We start from the raw sequence: 14,220 nt of genomic DNA on the forward strand, positions 1-14,220 counted from the left end.
TCAGATGGTCGCATGATCTCACGGCCAACGGCCCATGGGCTGGCCGGGGTACCGAAAGGCTCGTTTTTTTGGATGACCGATATGATTCAGCCCAGGAGCGCCATGCCGCTGCGCAGCCATTGGAAGAGTTCATGGGGAAATGGCAGCAGCCACATCAACCCGCCCAGGACGGCAACAGCCAGCAGTGATCCCGCGGGAAAGTCCGGCTCCCAGATCTTGAGCGCGGAACCAAAGGAACGCTTGATGCGGGCATTATTGATATCCACGCTGTAAATCTCGTCCAGCACCAGATGAATCAAAAATCCCAGAAACAATGCAGTTCCCTGTAGCCAGACCAACAGAGGTTCCGTGGCGAGGCAATGTAACCCCATATAGACCCAGCCCAATGCCCACAGCCCCCCCACCACCAGGCTGTGACATAAACCGCGGTGACGACTGATTTTCTGGAACAGCAGTGAGCAGGGATAGCGGACCAGCAACCAGGCGAGGAAACCTGCGGCAACGGCCTCGCAGGACAGCGCCTGGCCAGGCAGGAAGATCCGCGGTCCGGTTTGCAGCTGGAGTACCACACTGGCGGCGACAACGGCAGCGCCCAGGGCCAGCAGGGAAAAAAGCCAGCGCTGAGGCCGGCCACCATCCACATCAATATCCGGAAGCAGGGTTCCCGCAATCAGGAAAACACCAAGGATCAGGCTGTCCGACCAGGACAGCATCCCGGTGACGGCAATCCCCGAAGCAATTCCCGTGGCCGCCATGCCGGCCACCGCCACGTGGGTTGCGAAGTTAGCCATAATTGATTGTTATTACCTAAATCATCAACAATCAAGATATCGTAACATTATGGCTGAATGAATGGACAGTATCCTGGATATCATGCATTCCGGCCAGGCTGCATGATGTCGGCGGCCTGGTCACGAATCCACTGTTCCACGCGGGCATTGAGCCCCTTGACATCCCCCGCCTCACAGGACATGGGTGGGCCGATGCGAAGAAAAATGGTGCCCGGATAGCGCATCAAGGAGCCATGGGGCCAGCAGTCTCCGGCATTGTGGGCCACCGGCAGCACCCGCCTCCCGGCACGACACGCCAACATCGCCCCCCCGGCATTGAAACGCCCCAGCTGTCCAGGCTGCTGACGCGATCCCTCCGGATATATCACCACGCTGATACCCTCATCCAGTCGTTCCTTACCGGTCTTGAGAATGGTCTTGAGGGCGCTGGCCGGACTGCCCCGATCGATGGGGATGGGTTTGAGCAATGCAAGCCCCCAGCCGAAAAACGGAATTTTCAGAAGTTCTCGCTTCACCACGGTAGCCTGGGGGGATACCAGCAGCTGGAGATAGAAAGTTTCCCACTCGCTCTGGTGGTTGGACATGATTACAAGGGGTTCGTCCCTGGGAACATGCTCAAGCCCCTCCACCTGGATATGAATGCCATTGAGGGTGCGCAGCAGCCACATGGTGGCCCTCGTCCATAGATTGACGAATCGATAGCGCTGCTCAAAGGTCTGAAATGGGGCCGCCAGCAGACTGATCATGCTATGGACAATACCCATGAGGTTGTAAAGCAGGAAAAACAACAGGCTGCGCAGCCGGATTTCAAAAGTGGGCGCGAGCTGGGGCATGGGTGACTCCATCCTGATCAATGAGACAATTTCTATGTTTCCACTGGGGAAGATCAAACCGGGGCTTGCATGGCAATCCAGGCCTGGCCCAGACTCAGCCCACCGTCATTGGGTGGAGACCACTGGGGTTTGTAGACCCGGAACCCCGCTCCGGTCAGACGTTCCACCAGGTCCTGCATCAGGACCTGGTTGAGGCAGCATCCCCCTCCCAGCACCAGATCCTGAACACCCTGATCCAGCGCCGATTCAATCAGCCAGCAGGCCAGGCCCTGCGCCACCGTGGCGTGGAAGACCCCCGCACCGGTTCCGGGGTCCATGCCGTCAGCAAGCCGTGCCAGCAGAGGCATGAAATCCAGCACGCCCCGATCCAGATTCCAACCCCCGGACATGGGTACCTCGGGACCATGGCTTGCGGCCATGCCTTCCAGCAGCATGGGGGCCTGCCCTTCGAAACGGGCCACCCACTTCACTCGTAGCAGGGCTGCGGCAGCATCGAACAGACGCCCCAGGCTGGTGGTCAGGTGAGGGTTGCGATCACCGCTCATCAGTTTCGGCATGCCCAACGCCGCGGCAAACACTTGATAACGATCCGGGATTTCATCAGAACGCCCCAGGGCATGTAGCACCGCGGCAGCCATGCGCCAGGGCTCCCGGGTCGCCAGATCGCCACCAGGAAGGTGCAGTGGACGCAAATGCCCAAGGCGCTGGTACCTTGCACCATCGATGCGCAGCAACTCCCCTCCCCAGGCGTTACCGTCATCACCCAGCCCATAACCATCCAGGGCCAGCCCGATGACGGGACGGTCCAGTTTGTGCTCCGCCTGCACCGCGGCCAGATGGGCGTGGTGATGCTGGACCCTTAACAGGGGCACATCCAGTACCTTGGCCAGACGCATGGCCAGCCGTGTGCTGTAATAATCCGGATGGAGATCGCAGGCAATCCGTTCCGGGCGAATACGCAGCAGCAGCATCAGGTGCTCCACGGTCTCGTCCAGCGCCCGACAAGTGGCCGGACTGTCCAGATCCCCCACGTGCTGGGAGAGAAAGGCCTGCTGGCCACGGGTAATGCAGGCGGTGTTATTAAACCAGGCGCCGGTAGCCAGCACACAAGGACCGGCTCCAGGCAGGCGGACAGGCTCAGGGGTGTATCCCCTGCCCCGGCGCAAAAACCCTGGCCCTGCCGCCGTCATGCGCACCACGCTGTCATCGCATCGCACCCGAATATCCCTGTTGTGCACCAACAGCGCATCGGCAATCTGCCCCAGTCGCTCCACTGCCCTTTGATTACTGGTGATGACCGGTTCTCCAAAAGGATTGGCGGAGGTGCAGACCAGCAGTAGAGACTGAGGTTCTTCCTGCAACCAGTCCGTACCGTCAGGACGGCCGGCCGCTTCGTGAAATAACAGATACTGCAACGGGGTATAGGGCAGCATGACCCCCAGGCGCTGCATGCCCGGCGCCACCCCCTCCAGTGAAACTCCGGCATCCATCCTCCGGCGCAGCAGCACAATGGGACGTGCATACCCCTTGAGCAGGGCTTTTTCCTCGGCCTGGAGATGGACCAGATCGCGAATCGAGGGCAGATTGGCGGCCATGATGGCAAAGGGTTTTTCTTCCCGTTGCTTGCGGGCCCGCAAGCGGGCGACAACCGCCTCATTGCGGGCATCGCACATAAGATGGAATCCGCCCAGCCCCTTGACTGCCAGGATCTTGCCATCCCGGATCAACCCCATCGCGGCCTGAATGACATCCTCCACGTGCAAGGGCATGCCGGAAGGATCCAGCAGGCTCAGTCGAGGACCGCATGCCGGGCAGGCATTGAGCTGTGAATGAAACCGTCGCTGACCTGGACTCTGATATTCCCGGTGGCATGCGGGGCACATGGTGAAGGCTGCCATGCTGGTGTGGGCACGATCGTAGGGAATCGCCGTCATGGCCGTGTAACGGGGGCCGCAATGGGCGCAACCGATGAAGGCGTCCCGGTAGCGACGGTTTTCCGGATCGAAAAGCTCTTCCAGGCAATGAGGGCATATGGCGGCATCCGGTGTCATACCCGTGGTGATGACACCGCCCACGCTGGGCATGATGGCAAACCCCTTCATTTCAGGGATGGGTTCCACATGATTGGCCTCCACCACATCCACCCGAGCCAGGGGAGGTGGATGATTGGCAAGCCGGTGCAGGAACTGGTCCACCCGCTGCCGCCCGCCCTGGACCATGAGTTCCACGCCGGCGGGATCATTACGTACCCAACCGGAAAGCTCCAGCTCAGTGGCCAACCCGTGAATGAAAGGACGAAAACCGACCCCTTGAACCTGTCCTCTCACCCAGACACGAAAACAATAATTGATGATTTTATTCTTTGACATAAGGAAAATATTATCGGGAGCATCGTTTTATTGACATCCCCTCGCCCGGTCCATTACGGGTTCATTCACAAAAAATCACTGATCGCGTCATCGGATCGGATGAATCCACCATTTCTTGCCGGTTCGGACCGGCGGACGGCTCAGGAGGTTCAGTGTCTCCAGAAGGCCGGAGTGAACAGAACCAGCAGGGTGAACACCTCCAGACGTCCGAGCAGCATGGCAAACATCAATACCCACTTGGCCGGATCACTGATACCGCTGTAATTTTCCGCCACATCACCCAACCCGGGTCCCAGGTTGGTGATGTTGGCGGCAACCGCGGAAAAGGCCGTTACCTGGTCCAGTCCTGTTGCCATCAGGATCATCATCATGAGACCGAACAGGGCCACATAGGTGGCAAAGAACCCCCACACCGCGTCCACCACCCGATCGGGGACAGGCTTTCCGCCCACCTTGATGATGACCTGGGCCTGGGGGTGAATCAGGCGGATCACTTCCCGATACCCCTGCTTGATCAGCAGCATGAACCGGATCACTTTGATCCCCCCGCCGGTGGACATGGCACAGCCGCCGATGAAGGCCACCAGCACCAGCAGGACCGGCAGGAACACGGGCCACTGGTCAAAGCTGTCGCTAGCAAAACCCGCCGTGACACCGATGGAAACGGTATGAAAGATGGCCTGGTGCAGGGTGTCGCCCCAACCGCCGTAGTAATCGGTCAGCATCAGGGTGACGGTGACCACAACCCCCGTGGTCACCATGATGCCGATGAACCAGCGCACCTCGGGTTCCCGCAGATAGTGCCAGAAGGAACGGGTCCGCCAAGCCAGAAAGTGCATGGCAAAGTTGATCCCGGCGATGAGCATGAAGACCACGCAGATCATGGAGATCAGCGGACTATCGAAATGCCCGATGCTGGCGTCGTAGGTGGAGAATCCACCGATGGCCACGGTGGAAAAACTGTGACCGATGGCATCAAACCAGCTCATCCCCGCCGCCCAGTAGGCAGTGGCGCAGGCGATGGTCAGGGTGAGATAGATGTACCACAGGGCCTTGGCGGTCTCGGCGATGCGGGGGGTGAGTTTGGAATCCTTGACCGGCCCCGGAGTCTCGGCCCGGTAAAGCTGCATGCCCCCGACCCCCAGCATGGGCAGGATCGCCACCGCCAGCACGATGATGCCCATGCCGCCCAGCCACTGGAGTTGCTGACGGTAGAAACGAATGGATTCCGGCAGATGTTCGATACCGGTCAGCACGGTGGCGCCGGTGGTCGTGAGCCCGGACATGCTTTCAAAGGCGGCGTCGGTGATGGAGATGTTCGGGGCATGGGAGAGGGTCAGCGGTAGCGCCCCTGACAATCCCAGCACGGTCCAGAACAACACCACCACCAGAAAACCGTCGCGGGTCCGCAATTCCTGGCGCCGACGACGCACCGGAAGCCAGATGAAGGTACCGACGGCCAGGATCACCCCGAAGGAAACCAGAAACGGCACCAGCCCCTGATCGTCATGGATGAACGCCACCAGGGCCGGCGGCAGCATGGTGACGCTGAACAGCATCAGCAGCAGCCCGACGACACGGAGCACCGAAGACCAGTACATGAGTGATTCCAGGGGAGTTCAGGGGCGCATAAATTAGGCCACAAGGGGTGGGTGGTGCAAACAGTTTGGGGATTTTATGGCTGCGGAAGCGGCCTTGACCCTGCCTTCTCGGGGGACTAGGGTAAAAAAAGTCAGGGACCTGCACGCGGAGATCGCCATGCCACATCGCCATGTACCCCCTGCCCTGTGGGCAATCCCACTGAGCGCCGTTCTGTTGTTGCCCTCACCCACCCTCGCCCAGAACGTGCCCACGCTGGACAGCACCACCCAGACCGCCCGCGCCGGCTATTATCAACTCCGCTGGGGCATGGAAGATGCCGACGGGGCAATCTACCGGCTGGAAGAATCCCGCTCCGCCGATTTCCAGACAGCGCAGATCCTCTACGAAGGGGCCGACAGGGCCACCGTGATCAGCGGTCGGAGTGACGGCACCTTTCACTACCGGGTTCAGGCCACCCTGCCCGACACCACCCGCTCTCCATGGAGTTCGCCCCTGACGGTGGAGGTCGCCCATCATTCCCTGCTCCAGGCGCTGACCCTGTTCGTCATCGGTGCCGTGGTATTCCTGGCCACCCTTGCCCTCATCGTCACCGGCACGCGCCGGCACCAGGAACCTGCCTGACGCCCGATGCATGACTTGCCTCCCCCATCGCCATGCCACCTGAGGGTCCACCACCGCCCGGACGCCCCGTGAGGAAAAGACCATGAGCATTCAGGAAACCGCCATTCTGGAACCGGGACTGGCCTGGTTGCTGATCGCCCTGTTCACCGCCCTGTACGTGGGCCTGGGCTGGTTCTTCGGCCGTCGGGACAAGGAACTGGACCAGTTCGTACTGGCCGGGAGAAAGGTGGGGCTGGCGGTGGGGACCGCCACAGCCATGGCCACCTGGGTCACCAGCAACACCACCATGATGGCCCCGCAGCTGGCCTATCAGATCGGCCTGTGGGGCATGATCGGTTATGCCCTGGGCTCCGTGGGTCTGTTGCTGTTCGCCCCGCTGGCCAAACGCATTCGGCTGCTCATGCCCCACGGCTATACCAGCGGCGACTTCGTCCGTCTGCGCTACGGCCATCTAGCCTGGCGGATCTTCCTGGCCATTTCCATCTTCTACAGCTTCGGCTGGCTGGTGAGCCTGGGCATGGCCGGCGGCGTGCTCACCCACGCCCTCTCCGGCATCCCCTACTGGCAGGGCATGACGGTGATCCTGGCGGCCTGCGTGGCCTACACCCTGATCGGCGGCTTTCGCGCCGTCATCGGCACTGACTTCATCCAGTCGATCCTGATCCTGGTCGGCCTGGTGGCCATCGCCTGGCTGGTGATCGGGCGCATCGGCTTCGACGAGATTCACCTCAGCCTGCAGCTGGAACGACCGGAACTGCTCACCCTGCTGATGCCGGCGGCGATCATGTTCCTGTTCAACAACCTGCTGTTCGGCATGGGGGAGATCTTCCATTCCAACGTATGGTGGACCCGGGCCTATTCCTTCCGCGAGGGGGTGGGCATGTGGGCCTACCTGCTGGCAGGCATCTTCTGGGCGCCGATCCCCATCGTCGCCGGTTTCATCGCCCTGGCCGCACCGGCGCTGGGGGTGAACATTCCCGCCGCCGACATGGTGGGGCCCATCGTCGCCTCGGAACTGCTGGGGCTGGCGGGGGCCATCATCGTGCTGGTGATGGTGTTCGCCGCCCTGGCCTCCAGCCTGGATTCCCTGCTGGCGGCCACGGCCATGCTGGTGGTGCGGGACATCTACTACCGGCACCTGCGCCCCCAGGCCACCGCGGCCCATCTGCGCACCGCCACCAAGGTCACCATCCTGCTGCTGGGGATCATTGCCTGGCTGCTCTGCCTGCCGCGCATCACCACCCTGGCGGAACTGCTGCATTTCACCGGGGCCTTCGTGGCCAGCACCATCTGGCCCATCGCCGCCGGGCTGTACTGGCGCCGGACCAACCGCATCGGTGCGTCCCTGGCCATGGTGATGGGTAGCCTGGCAGGGATCAGCGCCTATTTCCTGATCGGTTTCTATGTGGGTGCCCTGGTGGGTGCGGCCGTGTCCATGGTGATCGTGCTGCTGACCACCTGGCTGTGGCCCCAGTCCTTTGACTGGGAAACCCTCAAGGAACCGCCGCCCAGACACTGAACCCGGGAGCATGCCATGGCATCCGTTGAATTCCTGACCGTGCTGATCGTCACCTCCACCGTCATCACGACCCTGTGCATCCTGGTACTGCTGGGACTGGTGATCCGGGACTGGCGCAACGGGACCCTGTGGTAGACGCGGGCGCATCGGTCCGCTCTGATAGAATGCCCTGCCCGCCCCATCCGGGCGGTGATATTCCGTCATCCCCTTTGCAGAGGCGACATGGCCAGTTCCAAGCATATCTATCGAGTCTGTTTCATCAATCAGGGCAAGGTGTACGAGGTCTTCGCCCGCCAGGTGTACCAGAGTGAGATGTATGGTTTCGTGGTGGTGGAAGAGCTGATCTTCGGCGAGCGCAGCGCCATCGTGGTGGACCCGGGCGAGGAGAAGCTCAAGACCGAGTTCGCGTCCGTCACCCGCAGCCTGATCCCGATGCATGCCATCATCCGCATCGATGAGGTGGAAAAGGAAGGTGTGGCCAAGATCAGCGAGTTGGGCGCCAACGTCACCGCCTTCCCCGCCAGCTACCTGCCCCAGGGCGGGACTCCTCCGCGCAAGGACAGCTAGAAAAAAATCGGCAAAGGGATTTGCCAAAGCCGAAAGATTCAGGTATCTTTCGGCACCTTGATCGGGACGGGCCAGGCCCACCGGATCAATCGCTGCCACTGCGCGGCGAAACAATCAGCGGAGAGGTGGCCGAGCGGTCGAAGGCGCACGCCTGGAAAGTGTGTATACGGTAACCCCGTATCGAGGGTTCGAATCCCTCCCTCTCCGCCATACAAAAGTACAAAAAAGCCACCGGAAACGGTGGCTTTTTTGTTATCGGCCCGGTGTTTAATCAAACACCACCGTCTTGTTGCCGTGCACCAGCACACGGTCTTCCAGATGGTAACGCAGCCCCCGGGCCAGCACGGCCCGCTCCACGTCGCGGCCCAGTCGCACCAGATCGTCCACCGTGTCGTCGTGACGGACCCGGATCACGTCCTGCTCGATGATCGGCCCCTCGTCCAGTTGATCTGTCACGTAATGACAGGTGGCGCCGATGAGCTTCACGCCCCGTTCAAAGGCCCGGTGATAGGGCCTGGCGCCGACAAAGGACGGCAGGAAGCTGTGGTGGATATTGATCACGCGCCCGGCATAACGGGCACACATGTCCGGGGGCAGAATCTGCATGTAGCGGGCCAGCACCACCACGTCCGCCCGGGCCTCATCCACCAGTTGGGAAACCCGGACAAAGGCCGATGCCTTGTCCTGCCGCTCCACCGGGACATGGTGGTAGGGAATGCCGTGCCACTCCACATAGTCCCGCATGTCTTCATGATTGGAAATCACACAGGGGATGTCCATGGGCAGATCCCCGGAACGCCAGCGGTAGAGCAGATCCGTCAGGCAGTGGTCCAGCTTGCTCACCAGGGGTACCACGCGCCGGGGCTGGCGTGCGTCGGTGACGTGCCACTCCATGGCGAATTCCAGGGCGATGGGCGCGAAGGCCTGGCAGAAGCCATCAAGATCGAAGGGCAATGTGCCGGCGTCGATCTCGTAACGCATGAAGAACCAGCCGGTGGAGGCATCCGAGTGCTGGCTGGCCTCGGTGATGGAACCACCGTGGCTGGCCAGAAAGCCGCTCACGGCGGCAACGATGCCTACCCGATCAGGACAGGAAATGATCAGACGATAACGATGAGGTGACATGAACCAGGATCCCTTCCGCGCTCAACAACGCTGCCCGGACTGCAGGCTGGGGCAGTCGCTGCTGACAGTGCGCCCCTCCCCCAACCAGCCCAGGATGCCGTCGGTGACATTCATCACCCGGGTGTAAGCCGCCTCTTCCGCCATGAATCGGGCCAGCACCCCGGTGCGATTACCCACCCGGCAGATGAGCACGAAGGGCTCATCCCGCTCCACCACCCGGGTCAGATGCCGGGGGAAGCTGCGCACGAAGCGGCCGTTGGCGTCAAAGGCGGTGATCAGGTAGCTGCCTTCCACCACCCCGGTTTCGCGCCATTCCTCCGGACGCCGGATATCGATGACCTTGACCCCGGCGGCAATCAGTTCGGCCAGTTCATCATTGCTCACGTTGGTGAAGGGCGGCGGCTCCACCGCCACCAGTTCCAGTTCGAAACGCAGGGTGGCATTGGGCGGGATCACCCGGCCGGCGCCGCGCTCGCCGTAGGCCAGTTGGGGCGGGATGATCAGTTCCCGCTTGCCGCCGGCCTGCATGCCCACAAGACCCATCTCCCAGCCGGGGATGACCTGCCCCTGCCCCAGAATCAGGCTCAGGGGCTCTCCCCGCTCATGACTGGAATCAAACCGGGTGCCGTCTTCCAGCCAGCCGGTGTAATGCACCTGCAGGGCATGGTGGCGATCAGCCCGTGGACCGTCACCGGTCTCAAGATCACGGATCTGGAGTTCGGCGGCGCCCGCACCGGCAAATGGCAGCAGGCAGCAAACCGCAAGAAACAGCAGGGAAAACAGGCGGGATTTGATCACGGCGAATCCGGGCTCCATGGTCACTTCAGTGGTGGCATCATGGTAGCTGGCCGGGCACGGGCAAGACCAGCCCTTGTGCCAGGCTTGCCTCGACAGCTAAGAGATTAAGGGTGGCAACCCACATCAGCCACACCCCGGCGCCCAAGTCCACTGTTACCGTTGCTCCCTTCCGGGCCTGGCGGGGTTCACAGCTTGTTGTCGCGAGGGGACCGATGCAGGTCACCATTGCAGGTGCTTGGCGGCATCGGCGTCTCCGCCCAGTCCCGCCAAAGGATTCGTGATTATCCGTACAGGCAGCCACCGAGTCAACCTGACCGGCGAACGGGGCGCCGAAATCCGTGCTTATCGGGACTTTAAGCTCGGTCGTCGGTGCGCAGGGAACCATTCGAGCTAAAATCCCTGTTTCCTGTTTAGACTGTGGGCATACAACACCGGGGCTTGGTTCACCCGATACCTTCCGGTCAAAGAAGATGCCTCGCCACTTCGATCATTACTCAAGAGCGCTGGAAAATGTCAACAGAACGGAAAATCTTCCGGATCAGGATTTTTCATAAAGTCCTTGTCACCATGATGCTGGTGGCCTTCATCCCCATTGCGGGAGCCCTGTACATCGCCGTCAATCAGATCGAGCGAAGCTGGCGTGACAACGTGGGTCAGCAGATCATGATTACCAGCCAGGGCCTTGCGGACCGCATTGATGGCTGGCTGGACATGAACCTGAGGGTTCTGAGTCAGAACGCGGCCCTGCCTGATATTCGCTCCATGGAAACCGAGCGCCAGAATCCAGTACTCAAGGCGCTGGACGATACCTATGAATGGACCTATCTGGCGTTTACCGTCGCCCCTGACGGCCAGAACGTAGGCCGCAATGACGACAACCCACTGACCCAATACGGCGACCGCAGCTACTTCAGGCAGGTCATTCAAGGCAGTCCCGTGGGACAGCAGGTGCTGATGGGCCGCACCAGTGGCAAACCCGCCCTGATACTGGCCAAGCCAATTCACAATACGGCGCAGGACGGGCGCAACAGGCTGGCGGGCGTGATCGCAACCGCCCAGCATCTGGTGGATGTATCCGACGCCACCGCACAGGCCAGGCTCGGTTCGACGGGTTACATGATGGTGCTGGACCCTTCACGCCAGCTCATCGCCCACGGCCGGCCCGAAGAGGTCGAGGGTCAGCTTCAGGACTATAGCTGGCACCCGATCCTGAGCGCTCCCGGAGCCGATCAGCGCCCCGTGATCATTGAGCACCAGGGACAACGTCTGGTAGGGTTCAGGCAGGACATCGGGCTGGGATGGACCATCCTGATCCAGCAGAATTACGAGGAGGCTTTCGCTCCCCTGATCAATGCCAGAAAGGACGCACTCACCGTTGGCGCCGTGACCCTGCTGCTCGTGGTCCTGATCGCCTTCATGCTGGCACGTCAGATTTCCAGCCCCATTGTCAAACTGACTGAGGCGGCGGAAGGGCTCAGTCGCGGCAAATTCGAACACGAAATCGTCGGCACCGCCCGTGGAGACGAAATTGGTGCCCTGGCCCGAGCCATCGAGCGCATGTCAGTGAGCATAAGAATCGCCCTTGAACGCCTTCGCAAACCCACCTGAACAGCGGCGCAACATGACTTCCTGGGCTGGCAAAAAGGTAGATCGCCATGGATAGAAACAGCGTATTTTCGAAGACCAGCAAGGGCAAGGCCGCCATCAATAACAAGGACAGGGCGCTCTCCATCGATGCGCGCCGCATTCTGATCATGGTGAATGGCATTCGGACCACCGGAGAACTGCTGGACCAGTTCTCCGGTCATGCCGATGTCGAAACCCATCTTCAGATCCTGTTGTCCGAGGAATTCATTTTCGAGAGCATTCCTGGAAGCGGCAAGGGAACTGCCGGCACCCTTGCCAGCAAGCCGATCGATTCCAACACCCCTCTCTCGGAACCGCTGATGCAGCTGCTGGAAAAGGAGTTCATTGAATTCATGGGGCCGATGGGTTCGCTGATATGCGAGGAGGTTTGGCCCGGCGTGGCCACAATGGAGGAGGCCATGGAAGCCCTTTGCCGTCACCTGGATAGCCCGGAACAAGCCAAGGCCTTTCGCACGAATGTCATGAAGACCACCTGAGTGGGTCAACCCACCCAAATCAAAACCTGATTTCAAAAATCAATACCAAGGGCTGCTCCAAAACACAGACTGTTGATTCATCATCCTTCCCGCTGGATGTGCTCAGATGAACGCGCAGGACCCCCTTGAGGTCTTGAGAGAGAGTGAAGCACGGCTCAGAGCCTTGGCAGAGGGTGGCCAGGCCCTGATATGGACTGCTGGCCTGGACATGAAGTGCGACTGGTTCAATCAGGTCTGGCTGAACTTCACCGGCCGCGCCATGGAAGAAGAAGTGGGTGATGGCTGGACCACCGGGGTACATCCGGACGACTATGATCGTTGCGTAAACACTTATGTGAATGCCTTCAGGCACCGCAAGGCCTTCAGCATGGACTACCGCCTGCGCCATCATGAAGGAGAATATCGGTGGATACAGGATGATGGGCATCCCCGGTATGGCCCTGGCGGCGAGTTCATCGGCTATGTGGGTCATTGCCTGGACATCACCCGCAGAAAGCATGCGGAACTGATGAACCATCTACATTGGCAGGTGCTCCAGATGGTCATGGAACGCGCGCCCCTGGCACGGATTCTGGGCATCATCACCGATGGCATCGAAGTCCTGCTCTCGGAAAGAAGGGCCCTGATTCAGCCCTTTCACGATGGCCGCAGCCCCGCCATCATGGACTTCATTCCGGAGAAAGTCCGCAACAGTCTAGGACACGCCGACGAGATTGCCCAAAGACGTCTCATCGTGGCGGAGATCGCCATTGAGCAGAACTGGGCATGGCCTTCAAGCCATCACTCGGGCTTTCTGGTACGCGCCTTCTGGTGGGAACCCATCAGGAACAGGCAATCCACCGTGCTGGGACACATCATGATATGCCGGGATACCCCGGGCATTCCGGATCCCCAGGAAATAAACACCCTCGCGATGTTTTGCAACCTGGCCTGCCTGGCCATTGAACAAAGCCTGCAACAGCAACGGCTCGCCCTGATCGAGACCGCCTTTCAAGCGGCGGGAGACGCCATTTTCATCACCGATGCCAATGGCCTGATCCTTGATACCAACCCCGCCTTCACCCTGCTCACCGGCCACACACGGGATACGGTGCTTGGCAAACCTCCCTCCCTGCTGCAATCCAGACACCAGGAGCAACCCTCCCAGGCACCTGATCCATGGGAAACCCTATGGAACGAGGGTGGCTGGCAGGGGGAACTCTGGCACCAGCATCGGAATGGATCCATCTTTGCCACCCGGACCACCCTGCGTTCGGTACCGGATGAAGATGGCCAGACAAGACATTTCGTGGGTGTCCTGTCAGATGTGACCGAACGCAAGGCCCTCCTGGCACGGCTTGAATACAGCGCCAGCCATGACCTGCTGACCGGCCTGCCTAACCGTGCCCTACTGCAGGACCGGCTGCATCAGGCCATGGCACAGGCAGATCGTCATGACCAGAAGATGGCGCTTGTGTTCATGGATCTGGATGGATTCAAGCATGTCAACGATCAGTTCGGACATGCGGCCGGGGACGAACTGCTGGTTCACATGGGGGAATGCCTGTCCTCATGCCTGCGTCTGGGGGATACTCTCGCGCGTGTGGGAGGTGACGAATTCGTCGCCGTCCTGGTGAACGTGAAAAGCGACCGTGACGTGGAGACCGTCCTGAAGCGGATGCTTGAAGCTGTCCGTCGGCAACCAGCATTCATTCCCGGTGCCCCCGTCTCACTGAGCATGGGCGTGACATTTTTCCCCCAACCCACCCCCGCAGATGCCCGGATGCTCATGGCCCAGGCAGACCAGGCCATGTATCTCGCCAAGCAAAAAGGGAAAAACCGCTACTGCCTTCATGCCTTCCGTCGACACACGCCCTGATCTTCCCGACCATT

General features: G+C 60.7%; 12 protein-coding genes, 1 tRNA gene and 1 other RNA gene. 7 read left to right on the forward strand and 7 right to left on the reverse strand.

The genetic code is table 11. The annotated features are described in order from the left end of the window. Positions 1-86: 86 nt before the first annotated feature. The 4 genes from CKO35_RS12435 to CKO35_RS12450 all read right to left on the reverse strand — a co-directional run bounded on the left by CKO35_RS12435 (position 87) and on the right by CKO35_RS12450 (position 5,594). Complete coding sequence (locus tag CKO35_RS12435) at positions 87-791, reverse strand: metal-dependent hydrolase (RefSeq protein ID WP_200176469.1); 705 nt, start codon at positions 789-791, stop codon at positions 87-89. Positions 792-871: 80 nt separating this feature from the next. Then, positions 872-1,624, reverse strand: coding sequence for a lysophospholipid acyltransferase family protein (locus CKO35_RS12440; protein WP_200176470.1), 753 nt, complete (start codon positions 1,622-1,624; stop codon positions 872-874). A 53-nt stretch (positions 1,625-1,677) separates the two neighbouring features. After that, complete coding sequence (hypF, locus tag CKO35_RS12445) at positions 1,678-3,993, reverse strand: carbamoyltransferase HypF (RefSeq protein WP_200176471.1); 2,316 nt, start codon at positions 3,991-3,993, stop codon at positions 1,678-1,680. A gap of 149 nt (positions 3,994-4,142) precedes the next feature. Beyond that, positions 4,143-5,594: a TrkH family potassium uptake protein gene (locus tag CKO35_RS12450; protein WP_200176472.1), complete on the reverse strand. Its 1,452-nt coding sequence runs from the start codon at positions 5,592-5,594 to the stop codon at positions 4,143-4,145. 157 nt (positions 5,595-5,751) lie between these two features. On the opposite strand from CKO35_RS12450, the gene CKO35_RS12455 reads away from it, so the two are divergent. From CKO35_RS12455 to CKO35_RS12470, 4 genes are all read left to right on the forward strand, one after another. Continuing rightward, positions 5,752-6,216 (forward strand): hypothetical protein, encoded by a 465-nt coding sequence (locus tag CKO35_RS12455; protein ID WP_242467178.1) that lies wholly within the window; start codon positions 5,752-5,754, stop codon positions 6,214-6,216. Between the two features lie 82 nt (positions 6,217-6,298). Next, complete coding sequence (locus CKO35_RS12460) at positions 6,299-7,735, forward strand: sodium:solute symporter family protein (RefSeq protein ID WP_200176473.1); 1,437 nt, start codon at positions 6,299-6,301, stop codon at positions 7,733-7,735. Between the two features lie 222 nt (positions 7,736-7,957). Continuing rightward, on the forward strand, positions 7,958-8,302 hold the full coding sequence (locus tag CKO35_RS12465) for a DUF1820 family protein (RefSeq protein ID WP_200176474.1): 345 nt from the start codon (positions 7,958-7,960) through the stop codon (positions 8,300-8,302). A gap of 119 nt (positions 8,303-8,421) precedes the next feature. Beyond that, positions 8,422-8,512, forward strand: a tRNA-Ser gene (locus CKO35_RS12470). A 57-nt stretch (positions 8,513-8,569) separates the two neighbouring features. Here the strand turns inward: CKO35_RS12470 and purU are convergent. The 3 genes from purU to ffs all read right to left on the reverse strand — a co-directional run bounded on the left by purU (position 8,570) and on the right by ffs (position 10,440). Then, a complete protein-coding gene (purU, locus tag CKO35_RS12475) occupies positions 8,570-9,427 on the reverse strand; it encodes a formyltetrahydrofolate deformylase (RefSeq protein ID WP_200176475.1) in 858 nt (285 codons plus the stop codon). A 21-nt stretch (positions 9,428-9,448) separates the two neighbouring features. Then, the gene (locus CKO35_RS12480) at positions 9,449-10,222 is read right to left on the reverse strand and encodes an FKBP-type peptidyl-prolyl cis-trans isomerase (RefSeq protein WP_338031796.1); all 774 of its coding nucleotides are present in this window, start codon (positions 10,220-10,222) and stop codon (positions 9,449-9,451) included. 121 nt (positions 10,223-10,343) lie between these two features. Then, an RNA gene (gene ffs / locus CKO35_RS12485) (signal recognition particle sRNA small type) lies at positions 10,344-10,440 on the reverse strand. A 295-nt stretch (positions 10,441-10,735) separates the two neighbouring features. Here ffs and CKO35_RS12490 point away from each other — a divergent pair. The 3 genes from CKO35_RS12490 to CKO35_RS12500 all read left to right on the forward strand — a co-directional run bounded on the left by CKO35_RS12490 (position 10,736) and on the right by CKO35_RS12500 (position 14,206). Then, on the forward strand, positions 10,736-11,833 hold the full coding sequence (locus CKO35_RS12490) for a cache domain-containing protein (protein WP_200176476.1): 1,098 nt from the start codon (positions 10,736-10,738) through the stop codon (positions 11,831-11,833). Positions 11,834-11,880: 47 nt separating this feature from the next. Next, a complete protein-coding gene (locus tag CKO35_RS12495; protein ID WP_200176477.1) occupies positions 11,881-12,348 on the forward strand; it encodes a DUF8082 domain-containing protein in 468 nt (155 codons plus the stop codon). A gap of 106 nt (positions 12,349-12,454) precedes the next feature. After that, positions 12,455-14,206 carry a sensor domain-containing diguanylate cyclase gene (locus tag CKO35_RS12500; protein ID WP_200176478.1) on the forward strand — a complete coding sequence of 584 codons (1,752 nt, stop codon included), beginning with the start codon at positions 12,455-12,457 and terminating at the stop codon, positions 14,204-14,206. Positions 14,207-14,220: the final 14 nt, after the last annotated feature.

This window comes from Ectothiorhodospira shaposhnikovii (genome assembly GCF_016584105.1).
Classification (GTDB): domain Bacteria; phylum Pseudomonadota; class Gammaproteobacteria; order Ectothiorhodospirales; family Ectothiorhodospiraceae; genus Ectothiorhodospira; species Ectothiorhodospira shaposhnikovii.

What these genes read in the sequence shown, in the direction of transcription:
- CKO35_RS12435 (WP_200176469.1), bottom strand. Translation starts at nt 791, where the DNA reads ATGGCTAACTTCGCAACCCACGTGGCGGTGGCCGGCATGGCGGCCACG.
- CKO35_RS12440 (WP_200176470.1), bottom strand. Translation starts at nt 1,624, where the DNA reads ATGCCCCAGCTCGCGCCCACTTTTGAAATCCGGCTGCGCAGCCTGTTG.
- hypF (WP_200176471.1), bottom strand. Translation starts at nt 3,993, where the DNA reads ATGTCAAAGAATAAAATCATCAATTATTGTTTTCGTGTCTGGGTGAGA.
- CKO35_RS12450 (WP_200176472.1), bottom strand. Translation starts at nt 5,594, where the DNA reads ATGTACTGGTCTTCGGTGCTCCGTGTCGTCGGGCTGCTGCTGATGCTG.
- CKO35_RS12455 (WP_242467178.1), top strand. Translation starts at nt 5,752, where the DNA reads ATGCCACATCGCCATGTACCCCCTGCCCTGTGGGCAATCCCACTGAGC.
- CKO35_RS12460 (WP_200176473.1), top strand. Translation starts at nt 6,299, where the DNA reads ATGAGCATTCAGGAAACCGCCATTCTGGAACCGGGACTGGCCTGGTTG.
- CKO35_RS12465 (WP_200176474.1), top strand. Translation starts at nt 7,958, where the DNA reads ATGGCCAGTTCCAAGCATATCTATCGAGTCTGTTTCATCAATCAGGGC.
- purU (WP_200176475.1), bottom strand. Translation starts at nt 9,427, where the DNA reads ATGTCACCTCATCGTTATCGTCTGATCATTTCCTGTCCTGATCGGGTA.
- CKO35_RS12490 (WP_200176476.1), top strand. Translation starts at nt 10,736, where the DNA reads ATGTCAACAGAACGGAAAATCTTCCGGATCAGGATTTTTCATAAAGTC.
- CKO35_RS12495 (WP_200176477.1), top strand. Translation starts at nt 11,881, where the DNA reads ATGGATAGAAACAGCGTATTTTCGAAGACCAGCAAGGGCAAGGCCGCC.
- CKO35_RS12500 (WP_200176478.1), top strand. Translation starts at nt 12,455, where the DNA reads ATGAACGCGCAGGACCCCCTTGAGGTCTTGAGAGAGAGTGAAGCACGG.